We start from the raw sequence: 15,954 nt of genomic DNA, 5'->3' as shown, positions 1-15,954 counted from the left end.
TGTTTGAAAAGTTTGACATATAATAATTCGAGAGTAAAATAAAAGTGAGTACTCACTCATTTTAAAGAAAAGGGGGATTTTTAGTGCAGCAACCTTCAATTATTTTACGAGATGTATCAAAAAAATTTGGGAAAAAGAAGTTTTGCATAACCTTTCGCTGCAAGTAGAAAAAGCAGAAATTTTTGGCTTGGTTGGACCTTCCGGATCAGGGAAAACAACACTCATTAAAATGATTGCAGGTATTAATGAGTCAACTACAGGGGATGTAATTGTTTTTAATACAAACATGCCTAATCTAAATGAAATGAAAAGAATTGGTTATATGGCTCAGGCTGATGCATTATACGAAGAACTATCGGCATATGAAAATGCAGATTTTATTGCAACGATGTATGGGTTAAAAGGTAAGCGTAAGAAAGAGAGAATCGTAGAAGTTTTTGAACTTGTGCAATTATCAGAGCATATGAAAAAGCAAGTACAGCATTTTTCAGGTGGAATGAAAAAACGTTTATCATTGGCGATAGCACTCCTTCATGAACCAGAAATATTAATTTTAGATGAGCCAACAGTTGGGATAGATCCTCTACTTCGAAAATCGATTTGGGAGAAGTTTTATGACCTTAAAAAGAAAGGAACAACTATTATTGTAACAACGCACATTATGGATGAAGCTGAGTTTTGCGAACGTCTAGGGCTAATTAGAGAAGGGAATTTAGTTGCGATTGGCACGCCGGAGGAATTGAAAAAACAAACATCTTCTGGACGAATTGAAGATGTCTTTATGTTAGAGGGAGTGATTGAATCATGAGAGTTAATGGTGTAGTCATCCGTATCATTCGTCAATTTTTTCGAGATAAGCGTTCTTTAGCAATGATGTTTGGGGCACCAATGTTATTACTTTGGTTATTGTCGCTAGTATTTACACAAAAAGACTATATACCGCATATTGCTGTAGTCGATGTACCTGCTCCTATAGTAAAAGTAATGAAAAATCAAGAGGCATCAATTTATGAATATAGTAAAGACAAAGCAATTTCGGAATTAGAAAAGCAAAAGGTAGATGCAGTAATTCATTTAGAAAATGGAAAAATGAATCTTCTATTAGAAGGCAGTGATTCATCAAAAAACCGTGCGGTACTTCAAGTATTGCAAAAGAGTACAGAGAAGAATGATGTATCAATGATGAAGCCTGAAGTGGATTATTTACATGGCTCTAAAGACATTACGATGTTCGATGGGCTTGGTCCCGTATTAATTGGTTTCTTTACATTTTTCTTTGTATTTATATTGTCCGGAGTATCTTTTGTAAGAGAACGTTTAAGTGGTACATTAGAGAGATTATTGTCCACACCAGTGAGAAGATGGGAAATAGTTTTAGGATATATTATTGGTTTTGGAATCTTTGCATTTATACAATCTATTATAATTGTAAGTTTTTCAGTTTATATTTTAGATTTATATGTAGCTGGCTCAATATGGCTAACGCTACTTATAACATGTATGCTTTCTTTAACTGCACTAACATTAGGCACATTTTTATCGGCATACGCAAATAATGAATTTCAAATGATTCAATTTATACCGCTTGTTATCGTGCCACAAGTCTTCTTTTCTGGGTTGTTTCCAATGGAATCCATGAATACATGGTTACAAATGTTAGGTAAATTATTTCCACTCACATATGGTGCTGACGCTATGAGACAAGTAATGATTCGGAATCAAGGGTTTACAGAGATTGCATTAGATCTTACTGTATTACTACTTTTTTCACTATTATTTGCAGTAGGAAATGTATTTGCATTAAAGAAACATCGCAAAATATAATGATGATAAAAAGGAGCACAATAAATGAAGAAGGATTGGCTGGAAGAATTAGTTGCCGCAACGAATACTGATAAACGTAATGAACGTCAAATGCGTATATTAGAGGCAGCTGTTGATATGTTTGGAGAAAAAGGGTACGCCTCAACTTCAACGAGTGAAATTGCAAAGCGAGCTGGTGTAGCGGAAGGAACAATCTTCCGCTACTATAAAACGAAAAAAGATTTATTGTTTGCAGTCGTGATGCCGACCTTAACAAAGTTCGCTGCACCATTTTTCGTACAAGCCTTTGCAAAAGAAATATTTAAAACAGAGTATGAATCGTATGAAGTGCTTTTAAGAGTAATAATTCGAAATAGATTTGAATTTGCTAAAAAGCACTTTCCAATGATAAAAATATTAATTCAAGAAGTACCATTTCAGCCGGAACTAAAAAGTGAAATACAACAATTAATAGAAACAGAACTGCTTGTACATTTTAAAAAGCTGATTGCAAGGTTTCAAGAAGAAGGGGAAATTATTGAACTTCCGCCATCTTCCGTATTACGTCTTACTTTATCAGCTGTATTAGGGTTGCTCTTAACGAGGTTTTTATTATTGCCGGAAGAGAAATGGGACGATGAAGTGGAAATTGAAAATACGATTCAATTTATATTGTATGGACTAACGCCACGGAGGTAATGTGATGCGACAATTTGCTAAACCGATAATTGTTGTAAGTAAATGTTTAGAATTTGATGCCTGTCGTTATAATGGAGAGATGGTTCCAGATTTAACAATTAGAAACTTGCAGCCATTTGTTACATTTATACCTGTATGTCCTGAAGTAGAAATTGGTTTAGGGACTCCTCGTGAAACGATACGTATTGTAGAAAAAAATGGAGCGAATAGGCTTGTACAGCCGTCAATACGAGAAGATGTAACTGAAAAAATGAATGAATTTTCAAATGCATTTTTACAAACATTACCTGAAGTTGACGGTTTTATTTTGAAGAATCGTTCGCCAAGTTGCGGAACTCGTGATGTGAAAATCTATTCTGGTTTTGAAAAAGGGCCAGTAAAAGGAAAAGGAACTGGATTATTTGGCGGAGCAGTAATAAAAAAATTTTCGCATCTTCCAATTGAAGAAGAAGGTAGATTGTCGAATTTTATTATTAGAGAGCATTTCTTTACAAGATTGTTTACAATCGCGCATTACAAAATGATTAAACATACTAAAAACATAAAAGAACTCGTAGCGTTTCAATCAGATTATAAGTATTTATTTATGGCATATAATCAGGTGAAACAAAAAGAATTAGGGCGTATTATTGCAAATCAAAAAAATGAAACAATGGAAGTCGTATTTGATAACTATGAGAAGAATTTATATGAATTATTTATGCGCGCGCCTCGCTATACATCGAATGTAAATGTATGTGAGCACATTTTCGGATATTTTAAAACAAAGCTAAAAAAACAAGAAAAAGATCATTTTCTAGAACTGATACAAAAATATGCAGAAAAGAAAATACCACTTAGTAGTTTGCTTACAATTTTAAAATCATGGGCCATTCGATTTGATGAAAAGTATTTATTAAGACAAACATATTTTGAGCCATACCCTGAAGGGTTAGTAGAAATTTCTGATTCGGGAAAAGGTAGAGATTATTAAACAATAAATTACATAATTCGACACAAAACCTCCTATGTTGTTGTAGAACAATGTAGGAATTTTTTTGTGCATTGGTACAGAATCTGTTTTAAAATTAAGTTATGACAGAATTATAGCAATTGTCTAACTAATATTCGTGTCTTTTAAGAAGTAATGTTTGTAGTAGAAACTCGCACGCTGTCGAAACTCAATATTCGATAAGGGGTGTGTAGCGGAATGGAATTTACTCTAACTCGCGAAAAACAAATGATTAAAGAAATGGTACGTGACTTTGCTGAAAAGGAAATCGCACCGAAAGCTGTATATTATGACAAAACTGCGGAATTTCCATATGAAACATTTCAAAAAATGGGCGAACTAGGATTATTAGGTATCCCATTCCCGGAAGAGTATGGAGGTTCAGGTGGCGATACGTTATCGTACGCGTTAGCTGTTGAAGAAATTGGTCGTGCTTGTGGTGGAACAGGTTTAAGCTATGCTGCAACAATTTCATTAGGTGCTTCTCCAATTTATTATTTCGGTACAGAAGAACAAAAACAGAAATTTTTAGTTCCAATGGCGTCAGGTAAAACGTTAGGTGCTTTCGGATTAACGGAGCCAAATGCTGGATCTGATGCAGGGGGCACACAAACGAAAGCAATTTTAGATGGCGATGAATATGTTATTAGTGGTGAAAAGTGCTGGATTACAAACGCAGAGTATGCAAATACAATTATTGTAACCGCTATCAACGGTTTTGAAGACAATGGTAAAAAACGTATTTCTGCATTTATCGTACCGACTACTAGTGAAGGATTAACGATTTCAAGCCCTTACGATAAGATGGGTGTTCGTGCTTCTAATACTTGTGAAATCGTACTTGATGGTGTACGTGTACCGAAAGAAAATATTCTTGGTGATGTAAATAAAGGATTTAAACAATTCTTATATACACTTGATGGAGGACGTATTTCAATTGCAGCATTAGCAGTAGGTATTGCACAATCTGCATTTGAGCGTGCATTGCAATATGCGAAAGAACGTCAACAATTTGGAAAACCGATTTCTAATTTCCAAGCGATTCAATTTAAATTGGCTGATATGGCGACTGAAGTAGAATTAGCGCGTAATTTAGTACATAAAGCAGCTTGGTTAAAAGATAACGATAAACCTTTCGGTAAAGAAGCGGCTATGGCAAAGTTGTTTGCATCTGAAGCTGCAAGTCGTATAGCAAATCATGCAGTACAAATTCATGGTGGATATGGCTATATGCGTGAATATGAAGTTGAACGATATATTCGTGATGCAAAACTTTTAGAAATTGGTGAAGGAACTTCTGAAATTCAACGTCTCGTAATTGCAAGACATTTAGGATGTAGATAAAAAGGAGGGGTCACTATGTTTCAAAAAATATTAATTGCTAATCGCGGGGAAATCGCAGTTCGCATTATGAAAACTTGTCAAAAACTTGGCATTCGCACTGTTGCTATTTATTCTGAGGCTGATGAAAATGCCCTTCATGTAAAATTGGCAAATGAAGCTTACTTAGTAGGCGGTCCACGTGTCCAAGAAAGCTATTTAAACCTTGAAAAAATTATTGAAATAGCTAAGAAGACAAATGCTGAAGCAATCCATCCGGGGTACGGATTATTATCAGAGAATCCATCTTTTCCGATTCGCTGTAAAGAAGAAGGAATCGTATTTATCGGTCCTTCAGAAGAAATCATTACTAAGATGGGAAGTAAAATTGAGTCACGTATAGCGATGCAAGCAGCAGATGTGCCAGTAGTTCCAGGTATTACTACAAATATTGAAACTGCTGAAGAAGCAATTGAAATTGCGAAACAAATTGGTTATCCATTAATGCTTAAGGCATCCGCGGGCGGCGGAGGCATTGGAATGCAGTTGATGGAAACTGAGCAAACGCTCACCAAAGCATTTGAAAGTAATAAAACAAGAGCGCAAAATTTCTTTGGTAACGGAGAAATGTATTTAGAGCGCTATATAGCAGATGCACATCATATTGAAATTCAGCTTTTAGCAGATACACATGGTAATACAGTGTATTTATGGGAACGCGAATGTTCAGTGCAGCGCCGAAATCAAAAAGTAATTGAAGAAGCACCTTCACCATTTTTAGATGAGGGTACACGAAAGGCTATGGGAGAAGTTGCTGTACAAGCTGCTAAAGCACTTGGTTATACAAATGCAGGTACAGTTGAGTTTCTTGTAGATGATCAAAAGAACTTTTATTTCTTAGAAATGAATACGAGATTACAAGTAGAACATCCAGTTACAGAAGAAATTACTGGGTTAGACTTAGTTGAACAACAATTACTTATCGCATATGGTGAGAAGCTATCATTTACACAGGATGATGTAAAACGTAGTGGTCATGCCATTGAGGCTCGTATTTATGCAGAAGATCCGAAAACATTCTTCCCATCACCTGGGAAAATTACAGATTTAACGTTACCGACAAATATACGTATTGATCACTTTTTGGAGAATCAAGTAACGATTACACCTTTCTATGATCCAATGATTGCGAAAGTAATCGCACATGGTGAAACTCGTGAAGAAGCGATTTCAAAATTAAAAATTGCTCTAGAAGAGTTAAAAGTAGAAGGTATTAAAACAAACACACCAATGTTACTGCAAGTACTCGGAGACGATGTGTTCAAAAGTGGTATTTATACAACGGGTTTTGTAACGAAACAACTTGTTAAAAAGTAAGATTTATGAATATTAAGGGGGAAAAAATGATGACGAAAGTATATGCATCGATGGCAGGAAATGTTTGGAAGATTGTTGTAGGAGTAGGAGATACAGTAGAGGAAGAGCAGGATGTCGTCATTTTGGAATCTATGAAAATGGAAATTCCAATCATTTCAGAAGAAGCCGGAACTGTTATGAAAATAAGCGTTCAAGAAGGTGATTTTGTAAATGAAGGAGATGTATTACTAGAAATTGAATAGGGAGATATAGGGGGAAGCGAATTGAAACTACCTAATTTTGCTGTCATTAAAGAAGTCGGGCCACGTGATGGCTTACAGAATGAAAAAAAGATTGTTGGCACAAAAGATAAAGTAAAATGGATTCAACTACTTACAGAAGCGGGATTGTCGTACGTTGAAGTTTCCTCATTCGTTCACCCTAAATGGGTTCCTGCATTAGCAGATGCAAGTGATGTATTTTCTGAGCTAAAAAGGGATCCAAATGTTACATATGCAGCGCTTGTTCCAAATCAAAATGGTTTGGAGCGAGCTTTTTTGCAAAATGTAGATGAGGTGAATGTTTTTTTATCAGCAAGTGAATCTCATAATAAAAGTAATATTAATAAATCTATTAAAGAAGCATTAGCTGTAATTGAAGATATAACAAAACAGGCAACTTTCGAAGGTAAAAAGGTAAGAGGCTATGTTTCTACTGTATTTGGATGTCCTTATGAAGGGGATATAAGTGCCACAGCAGTTGACGAAATATGTAATCAACTATTTTCATACGGCATTTATGAAGTTTCTCTCGGTGACACGATTGGTGTAGCGAATCCATTACAAGTAGAACAAGTATTAGAACATTTATTACAGAAGTATGATGCTTCGCAGTTTGCGATGCATTTTCATAATACGTATGGAATGGCTCTGGCGAATGTAGTTAAGTCATTAGAATATGGTATTACAACATTTGATAGTTCTTGTGGTGGACTGGGAGGATGTCCTTATGCACCAGGAGCATCGGGTAATGTTGCTACTGATGACTTAGTACATATGCTCCATAAGTTAGGGGTCCAAACGAATATTGATGAAGAGAAGTTATTGAAAGCGAGTCAATTCATTCAAAGTAAATTAAATATCCAATTACCGAGTCATGTGTATAGAGCGCTTCAACATAAAACGATAAGTAGGTGAGAAGATGCTACAATTACAAAACATTTCAGTTGACTATGTTACACCGCACGTTGTAAAGATTTCGTTAAATCGTGAAAGACAAGCAAACTCATTATCTTTGGCATTATTAGAAGAATTACAAACTATATTAACTCAAATAAACGAAGAATCAAATACGCGCGTTGTTATTTTAACAGGGGATGGCGAAAAAGCATTTTGCGCGGGTGCTGATCTAAAAGAGCGTGCAAACATGAATGAAGAACAAGTTCGCCATGCTGTGGGTATGATTCGTTCTACTATGGAGATGGTTGAACAATTACCACAACCAGTTATTGCTGCTATTAACGGAATCGCACTTGGTGGAGGTACTGAATTAAGCTTAGCTTGTGATTTTAGAATTGCTTCTGACACTGCAAGTCTAGGTCTTACTGAAACTTCTCTTGCAATTATACCTGGAGCAGGTGGTACGCAGCGTTTACCGAGATTAATTGGAGTCGGTAGAGCGAAAGAATTAATTTATACAGGAAGACGTATTTCGGCGCAAGAAGCGAAAGAATATGGTTTAGTAGAATTCGTAGTACCAGCTGATTTACTAGAAGAGAAAGCAATTGAAATTGCAGATCGAATTGCTAATAATGGTCCAATTGCTGTTCGATTAGCAAAAGAAGCAATTTCAAATGGAATTCAAGTAGATTTACATACCGGCTTACAAATGGAAAAACAGGCGTATGAGGGCGTAATCCATACGAAAGATAGATTAGAAGGATTACAGGCATTCAAGGAAAAACGCAAACCAATGTATAAGGGGGAGTAAATATGTTAGATCAAAAACAACAATCTAATTTATTTGAAGAACGAGTTGAAACAATTAAGCAAGGCGGGGCACCGAAATATCATGAACAAAACAAAGCAAAAGGGAAACTTTTTGTTCGAGATCGTTTAGCTCTTTTATTCGATAATGGTGAATATGTGGAAGATGCATTATTTGCAAATTGTGAACAAACTGGATTACCAGCTGATGGTGTTGTAACTGCGACTGGTAAAATACATGGTCGTACTGCGTGCGTAATGGCAAATGATTCGACTGTAAAAGCTGGATCATGGGGAGCACGTACAGTTGAAAAAATTCTACGAATTCAAGAAACAGCAGAAAAATTACGTGTACCGTTATTTTATTTAGTTGATTCTGCTGGAGCGCGTATTACAGATCAAGTTGAAATGTTCCCTGGACGCCGCGGTGCAGGAAGAATCTTTTATAACCAAGTGAAATTATCTGGTAAAGTGCCACAAATTTGTTTATTATTTGGACCTTCAGCGGCTGGTGGTGCGTATATTCCAGCATTTTGTGACGTTGTTATGATGGTTGAAGGAAATGCTTCTATGTATTTAGGGTCTCCGCGTATGGCTGAAATGGTTATCGGTGAGAAGGTAACTTTAGAAGAAATGGGCGGAGCACGTATGCATTGCTCAGTATCAGGATGCGGAGATGTTTTATGTAAAACAGAAGAAGATGCAATTACGCAAGCAAGACAATATATTTCTTATTTTCCAAGTAACTATTTAGAAAAGACTCCTTTGATTACACCTCAAGAACCGAAACAGTTCGATAAAACGTTAGAAGAAATCATTCCAGAAAATCAAAATGCTCCTTTCAATATGAAAGATCTCATTAACAGAATTATTGATGAAGGTTCTTTCTTTGAAGTGAAAAAATTATTTGCTCAAGAACTAATTACAGGTTTAGCACGCATTGATGGTAAGCCAATTGGCATTATTGCAAATCAGCCGCGTATGAAGGGCGGCGTATTATTCCACGATTCAGCTGATAAAGCAGCGAAGTTTATAAATTTATGCGATGCATACCATATTCCATTATTATTCCTTGCAGATGTACCTGGATTTATGATTGGTACAAAAGTAGAACGTGCCGGAATTATTCGTCACGGTGCAAAAATGATCTCTGCAATGAGTGAAGCAACTGTACCGAAAATTTCTATCGTCGTTCGAAAAGCATATGGAGCTGGCTTATATGCAATGGCAGGTCCAGCGTTTGAACCAGATTGCTGCTTAGCATTACCAACAGCTTCTATTGCAGTAATGGGTCCAGAAGCAGCGGTCAATGCTGTATATGCAAATAAGATAGCAGCTTTACCAGAAGAAGAGCGTGCAAGCTTTATTGCTGAAAAACGAGAAGAGTATAAGAAAGATATTGATATTTACCGTTTAGCATCTGAGATGGTGATTGATGGTATTGTTCATCCAAACAATTTACGTGAAGAGCTAAAAGGACGATTCGAAATGTATATGAGTAAATATCAAGTATTCACGGATCGTAAACATCCTGTATATCCAGTTTAAAAGCCCTATTTAGGGCTTTCTTGCTCAAAAAATCAAGGAGGGGAAAACATTGAAACAAGCAGTTTGGTTTCCAGCAGAAGAATATAAAGAAAAAACGCGTTTATTTGGTTGGATGAAATCATTAGGCTATGAAGATTACGAAGCTTTTTATAATAAGTCAATTGAAGAAACAGCTTGGTTTTGGGGAGAAGCTGAGAGAGCAGTTGGCTATCAGTGGATGAAACCATATACAGAAGTGTTAGATTTAGAAAATGGTACACCGTTTGCACAGTGGTATACTGAGGGAACTTGTAACGTTGTAGAATCTGCTTTATCTCGCTGGCTTGCAGACGATAAAACGAAAACACAAGCAGCACTTATGTATGAAGGGGAAAACGGAACTTCGAAATCATTTACATATGAAGAGCTTGACAGCTGGGTAAGCCGTGTTGCCAACGGTTTGAAACATGCTGGTATTGAAAAAGGTGATCGTGTAACAATTTACATGCCAATGATTCCTGAAACAGTTGTTGCTATGTTAGCGGTAATGAAAATTGGAGCGATTATTTCACCAATATTCTCAGGTTTTGCTGCTGATGCAGTAATGACACGTGTACAAGCGGCTGGTTCAAAAATGGTTATTACCGCAGATGGCTTTTCACGCCGTGGGAAAATTGTTTCATTAAAAGATGAAGTAGATAAAGCTTGTGAACATTGTCCAACTGTTGAAAAGGTGGTAATTGTTCGTCATGCAGGAAATGATTTTACACCGCATAATTATGATTTTTCATGGAGTACGTTAGAAAAAGAAAAACCATTTATACATGCTGAAGAAATGAACAGTGATGATCCATTAATGCTTATATATACATCTGGAACGACTGGTAAGCCGAAGGGGACAGTACACACACATGCTGGTTTCCCGCTAAAATCTGCATTTGATGCAGGGTTTGGAATGAATATAAAACAAGGCGACCGAGTATTATGGGTAACTGATATGGGCTGGATGATGGGACCATTTTTACTATTCGGCTCTTTAATTAATGGCGCAACAATGGTTATGTATGAAGGTGTCCCAGACTTTCCAGAAGCAGACCGCTTATGGGAGACAGTCGATAAATATGAAATTACTCATCTGGGTATTTCACCAACGTTAATCCGTGCATTAATGGCAAAAGGTGATGAATATGTAAATAAACACTCGTTAAAGAGTTTAGAAGTATTCGCATCAACAGGAGAACCTTGGAATCCAGACCCATGGATGTGGTTATTTAATACAGTTGGTAAAGGTAAAGTACCAATTTGTAACTATTCAGGTGGAACTGAAATTTCAGGTGGGATTTTCGGGAATGTCCTAATTAAGCCGATCGCACCGATTAGTTTTAACGCATCTTTACCAGGAATGGCAGCGGTTGTACTTGATGATCAAGGTAAACCAATTCGAGATGAAGTCGGAGAATTATGTTTAGAAAAACCTTGGGTAGGTATGACGAAAAGTTTCTGGGAAGATGATGAACGTTATGTAAACACATATTGGTCACGCTTTGAAAATAAATGGGTTCATGGGGACTGGGTCATTTATGACGGTGAGCAATACATCATCACAGGACGTTCAGACGATACGCTAAATATTGCAGGGAAACGTATTGGGCCTGCTGAATATGAATCTATTCTTGTGAAACATAATGATGTAATAGAAGCAGCGGCAGTTGGTGTACCGGATGATGTAAAAGGAGAAGTTTGTCATTGTTTTGTTGTATTACGAGATGGTGTAACATTCTCAGGAGAATTAAAGAAAGAATTAATGAGTTTAGTAAACTCTCATATTGGTAAAGCTTTATGTCCAAAAGACATCCACGTTGTAGAAGATTTACCAAAAACACGAAATTCTAAAGTAATGCGACGTGTTATTAAAGCAGCTTACTTAGGAAAAGAGTTAGGAGATTTATCGTCACTTGTAAATCCTGAAGTAGTTCCGTTTATTCAGGGGTTACAGTCTAGCAAACTATAAAATTACGAATGAGCTCTATGTAAATAGAGCTCATTTTTAATGTTTACAAAAAGATAAGAGAGAAAAAGTAAATTTGAAGTTAAAAAATCTACTATTAGTGTTAAGTATATCTGTTTGTTTTTAGTTTTTATCAAAATAGGATACTATAGCTGTCTATTCAATGGAGTGATTGAATTTTGTTAAGAATGAAAATTTAGTGAAGAAAAAAGTAATGAATAAAAGGAGAAATCCCTGGGGGACAGGGATTCAATAAGGGAGATATTATTGTCGTTCAATGTCGAAATTTGGCGTATCCGACAAATTAATATTATCACGAATTTTCAGGAGATTGTGATAGTAGATGTGTCAAAAATGTGTACGGGTTTCATATAAAAGTGTTATTTAAATAGGAAAAGGGAAAAGAATTAAGTTCACTCGTTCTTAAGATTTTTTCCCTTTTAAATTTACTGTTTGTTCGTTGTTCTATATACATCTGAAATTGGTAAATCTTCGTCATGTAAAGCTTGAGTACTGTCCTTTTTGTTTGAATTATGTGCCTCCTGAGAGGTTTCTTGCAGTTGTTCTTGGGCCTTACTAGGGGTATTCAGCGCATCTAATGACACAGAATCAAGTTGTTGACTTAATAAATCTTTTTTATCCATGTTATGTAGCTCCTTTTTGAACTTAGATATAAAAACAAAGTATTTTTAAATAGTTACGTGGGTATTATGTATCTTTGAATGGAATTATATACACAAACTATATTGAGAATTTAACTAATTATAAAAATTACTTGTGCTGACAAGCTTAAGAAATATAAAGATCATTAGTTCTTAATAAAAGCGTTATTTTAGTAGGGTGTTACGAAATTTCATTTGAAAGGAACATCCCAATGATAAAAAAGAGCACTGTAAATCAGTGCTCATCTTATTAGATATTGCTTAGTCCTTAAAAATAAAACCGTTACGGACAATTCACAATGGTAATAGTGACGCTAGCCATTGTTCCAGGAGAATCAAGAAGTGAAGCAGTAACGGTTACTGTTCCAGGCCCATTAGCGGCTAGAAATACAGCGGTAAAGTTACCTGAAGCATTGGTAATGACTGCAAGAGGAACCATGAAAGCAAGAGAAGGGTTACTAAATGAAAAACTGACCACTACCCCTGGAGTAGGACTACCGTTTACTAATACTTGACCCGAAAAAAATAAAGTATTATTTCCTTGAGTGGATACACATGCTGTGGTTTCGTTAGAAGTCAAAGTAATAGATGCAGGCCCAGCAGGAAGATTAAATCCGGTTGGTCCGGTTGATCCGGTAGAACCAGTTGGTCCGGTTGGTCCAGTTGGTCCAGTTGATCCGGTAGAACCAGTTGGTCCAGTTGGTCCAGTTGGTCCAGTTGGTCCAGTTGGTCCAGTTGGTCCGGTTGGTCCGGTTGGTCCAGTTGGTCCGGTTGGTCCAGTTGGTCCGGTTGATCCAGTAGAACCAGTAGGACCGGTAGGGAATTGAAAGGGTGGAACAGGTGGAAGTGTAGGTCCAATAGAACCCGGATTAAGTGAAGCAAAAGATAAAAACTCGTCCATTATATATCACCTCTAAAAATCGTATTACTAATAGTAAATGTAATGATAGAGCAAAGTGAAATGGACAAGCGGTTGTATTTTAATAAATTAAACAAAATAGTTATTTGCGCGACACGTTTCCTTATAAGTGTGCGAACACGAAATAGGAGGGTTATCAATTTTTGATAACAACAACTGATTGACTGAAAGTAGGAATGAAAGCCGTCAGGTTGAGCTGAAACTACTTATCTAATACTCCTACATGCAAGGAGTGATAGTAGTCACAAATTGTATGAAGCTAGGTGAAGTCGGCTGAACAAAACCTAAGTGAGAAATCATATGGTAATGGATAGGTCGGGATGCTACAAACTATCTATGGTGAGAATGTCCAAACGGACTGACGAACTTGCGAATGTACGGGTCTAAACTATTAATACATTAGAAATGTGTATGTCGTTAATGACGACGTTATTTACCGAAAAGTAAGAGTAGATAATATGAAATTCGGAACATCCAACGATGAGGATGTAAAGATAACAGGCTTACAGCAAGCACCTAAGGATATATGTATAGCTAAGTCAATCGGAACGTGGTAAGCAAGAAACTGTCATCAACGCCTACTAGCGGACAGATGCATATAAGGTTCTAACGAACCGAAATTGCTTCATTCTTGTGAAGGTGGGGACACAGTACCAACGAAACATGTAACGAATGTGGAGGGATAGTCTCTAGTCTTGTTCTTTGAAAACTAAATTAACTAGATGTAACTCACAGGATCGAGTAAGATGATGGGACTTTTCGTAAGAAAGGGGAATTAACACATCGGTGAGTACAACATTACGACATGCAGAATATTATGACATGCAAAAAGTGTTTGATGATTTATATCAACGGAGCAAAAACAACGCTACTAAAGGTATAAATTTATATAAACATCTCATATCAAAAGAAAATATTCTATTGGCATATAGAAACATAAAGGCTAACACTGGCTCTAAAACTGAAGGAACAGATGGTATCACAATCGACCATTATAAAATGGAAGATGTAGATTTTTTCGTTGATAACATAAGAAAGAATCTTGTAGACTACAAGCCAAATACGGTACGTAGGGTAGAAATACCTAAACCAAATGGAAAGAAACGTCCATTAGGAATACCTACAATGAGAGATAGATTGATTCAACAAATGTTCAAGCAGGTTCTAGAGCCAATATGCGAAGCAAAATTCTACAAGCATTCATATGGATTTAGACCCAATAGGTCAACGCATCATGCGATGGCTAGGTGTCAATTCTTGATGAACCGCGGGGGATATAGTCATGTAGTTGACATTGATATACAAGGTTTTTTTGATAATGTAAACCATTCCAAACTACTAAAACAACTATATAACATAGGTATAACTGATAGAAAAGTACTGACAATCATTTCTAAAATGTTAAAAGCACCAATCAAAGGAATAGGCATTCCTACAAAAGGAACTCCGCAAGGAGGGATTCTAAGCCCATTACTAAGTAATGTTGTATTGAATGACTTAGATTGGTGGATAACTAGTCAGTGGGATAATATCAAAACAAGGAAAACATATACACTACCAAACAAAAATTATCATCTATCAAAAACAAAATTAAAGAGAATGTATATAGTTAGGTATGCGGATGATTTCAAAATATTTACAAACAATCACAAATCTGCAACTAAAATATTTTATGCAGTGGAAGGTTACCTCAAAAATCACTTAAACCTTGATGTATCTAAGGAAAAATCAACTATAACTAACCTAAAAAGAAAATCTTCGGATTTTCTAGGGTTCTCTATTAAATTTGTTAAAAAACGCAAAAGATATGTGGCAAATACACATGTAAGCGAGAAAAAGAAAAAGGATATTCTTGAAAAAGCAAAAACAAGAATTAAAGCAATTCAAAAAAGTCCATCTGGAAAAACAATACAGGACTATAATTCCTATGTGCTTGGTATAAAAAACTATTACAAAATAGCAACACATGTATCTATAGACTTTACTGAAATAGCCTTTCGTCTCTCGAAAACCTTGTTTAATCGTCTAAAATCAATAGGAAAATATAAGATTCCTACTAATACAAACGCATTATACAAAAGAACTCACAGGAACAATTATAGAACCTTTGAAATAGCAGGTAATCATGTATATCCATTAGCGGACATACAAACACGATTCCCTCAAAGTTTCAGTCAAGATATATGTAATTACACTAAAAAAGGAAGACAAAAACTCATCAAAAGCTTAAAAGGTAACATTGCCAATGAAATGCAAAAAATGTTGCTATCCTCCACCAAAGGGAAAAGTATGGAGTATATAGATAACAGAATGTCGAAATATTCCATGCAAAATGGAAAATGTGCTGTCACGGGAATCTTTTTGCTAGCTGATGAAGCACACTGTCATCACAAAGTACCGAAAGGTATGGGAGGAACTGACGAGTTCAATAACCTAATTATTGTACGTGAATTTGTCCACAGACTGATTCACGCTATAAATGAAGAGACGATTAGAACGTATATGAGAATACTTCAATTGAACGATAAACAATTGAAGAAAATAAATAAGCTCCGTAAAGCTTGTAATCTAGTTACTTTAGTATAGAAGAATAAGATGGGACGCCGTATGTCGGGAAACTGACACGTACGGTGTTAGGTGGGGGAAAAGGTAGAGATGATATCAAAGCCTTACCTATCACGCAC

Annotated in this window: 15 protein-coding genes and 2 pseudogenes; 15 read left to right on the top strand and 2 right to left on the bottom strand. The window is 36.1% G+C overall.

Translation table 11 applies throughout. The features are described from left to right. Nucleotides 1-83: 83 nt before the first annotated feature. The 11 genes and pseudogenes from JFU54_RS28990 to JFU54_RS28940 all read left to right on the top strand — a co-directional run bounded on the left by JFU54_RS28990 (nt 84) and on the right by JFU54_RS28940 (nt 11,692). A pseudogene (locus tag JFU54_RS28990) lies at nt 84-808 on the top strand (ABC transporter ATP-binding protein). Then, nucleotides 805-1,824: an ABC transporter permease gene (locus JFU54_RS28985; protein WP_002085449.1), complete on the top strand. Its 1,020-nt coding sequence runs from the start codon at nt 805-807 to the stop codon at nt 1,822-1,824. The pseudogene JFU54_RS28990 and the gene JFU54_RS28985 overlap by 4 nt, the downstream one beginning before the upstream one ends. A 24-nt stretch (nt 1,825-1,848) precedes the next feature. Beyond that, nucleotides 1,849-2,502, top strand: coding sequence for a TetR/AcrR family transcriptional regulator (locus JFU54_RS28980; protein ID WP_201067627.1), 654 nt, complete (start codon nt 1,849-1,851; stop codon nt 2,500-2,502). 4 nt (nt 2,503-2,506) lie between these two features. Continuing rightward, nucleotides 2,507-3,475 carry a YbgA family protein gene (locus JFU54_RS28975; RefSeq protein ID WP_201067625.1) on the top strand — a complete coding sequence of 323 codons (969 nt, stop codon included), beginning with the start codon at nt 2,507-2,509 and terminating at the stop codon, nt 3,473-3,475. 216 nt (nt 3,476-3,691) lie between these two features. Further along, nucleotides 3,692-4,837, top strand: coding sequence for an acyl-CoA dehydrogenase (locus tag JFU54_RS28970; RefSeq protein WP_002032227.1), 1,146 nt, complete (start codon nt 3,692-3,694; stop codon nt 4,835-4,837). A gap of 15 nt (nt 4,838-4,852) precedes the next feature. Continuing rightward, complete coding sequence (locus JFU54_RS28965; RefSeq protein WP_002136442.1) at nt 4,853-6,190, top strand: acetyl-CoA carboxylase biotin carboxylase subunit; 1,338 nt, start codon at nt 4,853-4,855, stop codon at nt 6,188-6,190. Between the two features lie 26 nt (nt 6,191-6,216). Continuing rightward, nucleotides 6,217-6,432, top strand: coding sequence for an acetyl-CoA carboxylase biotin carboxyl carrier protein subunit (locus JFU54_RS28960; RefSeq protein ID WP_085311237.1), 216 nt, complete (start codon nt 6,217-6,219; stop codon nt 6,430-6,432). Nucleotides 6,433-6,453: 21 nt separating this feature from the next. Further along, nucleotides 6,454-7,365, top strand: a complete 912-nt coding sequence (gene mvaB, locus JFU54_RS28955) for a hydroxymethylglutaryl-CoA lyase (RefSeq protein ID WP_201067623.1) — start codon at nt 6,454-6,456, stop codon at nt 7,363-7,365. Nucleotides 7,366-7,369: 4 nt separating this feature from the next. Beyond that, complete coding sequence (locus JFU54_RS28950; RefSeq protein WP_085311240.1) at nt 7,370-8,158, top strand: enoyl-CoA hydratase; 789 nt, start codon at nt 7,370-7,372, stop codon at nt 8,156-8,158. 2 nt (nt 8,159-8,160) lie between these two features. Beyond that, entirely contained in the window at nt 8,161-9,702 is a 1,542-nt protein-coding gene (locus tag JFU54_RS28945) for an acyl-CoA carboxylase subunit beta (RefSeq protein ID WP_144507253.1), read from the top strand. Nucleotides 9,703-9,751: 49 nt separating this feature from the next. Then, nucleotides 9,752-11,692, top strand: coding sequence for an AMP-binding protein (locus JFU54_RS28940; protein ID WP_002032230.1), 1,941 nt, complete (start codon nt 9,752-9,754; stop codon nt 11,690-11,692). Between the two features lie 443 nt (nt 11,693-12,135). Here the strand turns inward: JFU54_RS28940 and JFU54_RS28935 are convergent, their stop codons facing one another. Next, nucleotides 12,136-12,333 carry a hypothetical protein gene (locus JFU54_RS28935; RefSeq protein WP_201067621.1) on the bottom strand — a complete coding sequence of 66 codons (198 nt, stop codon included), beginning with the start codon at nt 12,331-12,333 and terminating at the stop codon, nt 12,136-12,138. Nucleotides 12,334-12,650: 317 nt separating this feature from the next. Here JFU54_RS28935 and JFU54_RS29985 point away from each other — a divergent pair, with 317 nt between their 5' ends. Continuing rightward, entirely contained in the window at nt 12,651-12,866 is a 216-nt protein-coding gene (locus JFU54_RS29985) for a hypothetical protein (protein WP_002085442.1), read from the top strand. A gap of 45 nt (nt 12,867-12,911) precedes the next feature. After that, nucleotides 12,912-13,178: a hypothetical protein gene (locus tag JFU54_RS30155; RefSeq protein WP_307838324.1), complete on the top strand. Its 267-nt coding sequence runs from the start codon at nt 12,912-12,914 to the stop codon at nt 13,176-13,178. Nucleotides 13,179-13,195: 17 nt separating this feature from the next. On the opposite strand, the pseudogene JFU54_RS30150 reads toward JFU54_RS30155, so the two are convergent. Further along, a pseudogene (locus JFU54_RS30150) lies at nt 13,196-13,252 on the bottom strand (exosporium leader peptide-containing protein); the annotation flags it as partial. Nucleotides 13,253-13,677: 425 nt separating this feature from the next. Between JFU54_RS30150 and JFU54_RS29520 the strand changes: the two are divergent. Both JFU54_RS29520 and ltrA read left to right on the top strand, forming a co-directional pair. Beyond that, nucleotides 13,678-13,827, top strand: a complete 150-nt coding sequence (locus JFU54_RS29520) for a hypothetical protein (protein WP_215561127.1) — start codon at nt 13,678-13,680, stop codon at nt 13,825-13,827. A 229-nt stretch (nt 13,828-14,056) separates the two neighbouring features. After that, nucleotides 14,057-15,856 carry a group II intron reverse transcriptase/maturase gene (gene ltrA / locus JFU54_RS28925; RefSeq protein ID WP_201063563.1) on the top strand — a complete coding sequence of 600 codons (1,800 nt, stop codon included), beginning with the start codon at nt 14,057-14,059 and terminating at the stop codon, nt 15,854-15,856. Nucleotides 15,857-15,954 lie beyond the last annotated feature (98 nt).

Origin of the sequence: Bacillus sp. TH19, assembly GCF_016651075.1 — a bacterium.
In the GTDB taxonomy this organism is placed as follows: Bacteria; Bacillota; Bacilli; order Bacillales; family Bacillaceae_G; genus Bacillus_A; species Bacillus_A mycoides.
The sequence above is the reverse complement of the archived record's forward strand: the minus strand, read 5'-3'. Positions and strand labels throughout refer to the sequence as shown.

Bases quoted from the DNA above. Each gene is read 5' to 3' on its own strand.
- JFU54_RS28985 (WP_002085449.1), top strand. From the start codon at position 805: ATGAGAGTTAATGGTGTAGTCATCCGTATCATTCGTCAATTTTTTCGA.
- JFU54_RS28980 (WP_201067627.1), top strand. From the start codon at position 1,849: ATGAAGAAGGATTGGCTGGAAGAATTAGTTGCCGCAACGAATACTGAT.
- JFU54_RS28975 (WP_201067625.1), top strand. From the start codon at position 2,507: ATGCGACAATTTGCTAAACCGATAATTGTTGTAAGTAAATGTTTAGAA.
- JFU54_RS28970 (WP_002032227.1), top strand. From the start codon at position 3,692: ATGGAATTTACTCTAACTCGCGAAAAACAAATGATTAAAGAAATGGTA.
- JFU54_RS28965 (WP_002136442.1), top strand. From the start codon at position 4,853: ATGTTTCAAAAAATATTAATTGCTAATCGCGGGGAAATCGCAGTTCGC.
- JFU54_RS28960 (WP_085311237.1), top strand. From the start codon at position 6,217: ATGATGACGAAAGTATATGCATCGATGGCAGGAAATGTTTGGAAGATT.
- JFU54_RS28950 (WP_085311240.1), top strand. From the start codon at position 7,370: ATGCTACAATTACAAAACATTTCAGTTGACTATGTTACACCGCACGTT.
- JFU54_RS28945 (WP_144507253.1), top strand. From the start codon at position 8,161: ATGTTAGATCAAAAACAACAATCTAATTTATTTGAAGAACGAGTTGAA.
- JFU54_RS28935 (WP_201067621.1), bottom strand. From the start codon at position 12,333: ATGGATAAAAAAGATTTATTAAGTCAACAACTTGATTCTGTGTCATTA.
- JFU54_RS29985 (WP_002085442.1), top strand. From the start codon at position 12,651: ATGGTAATAGTGACGCTAGCCATTGTTCCAGGAGAATCAAGAAGTGAA.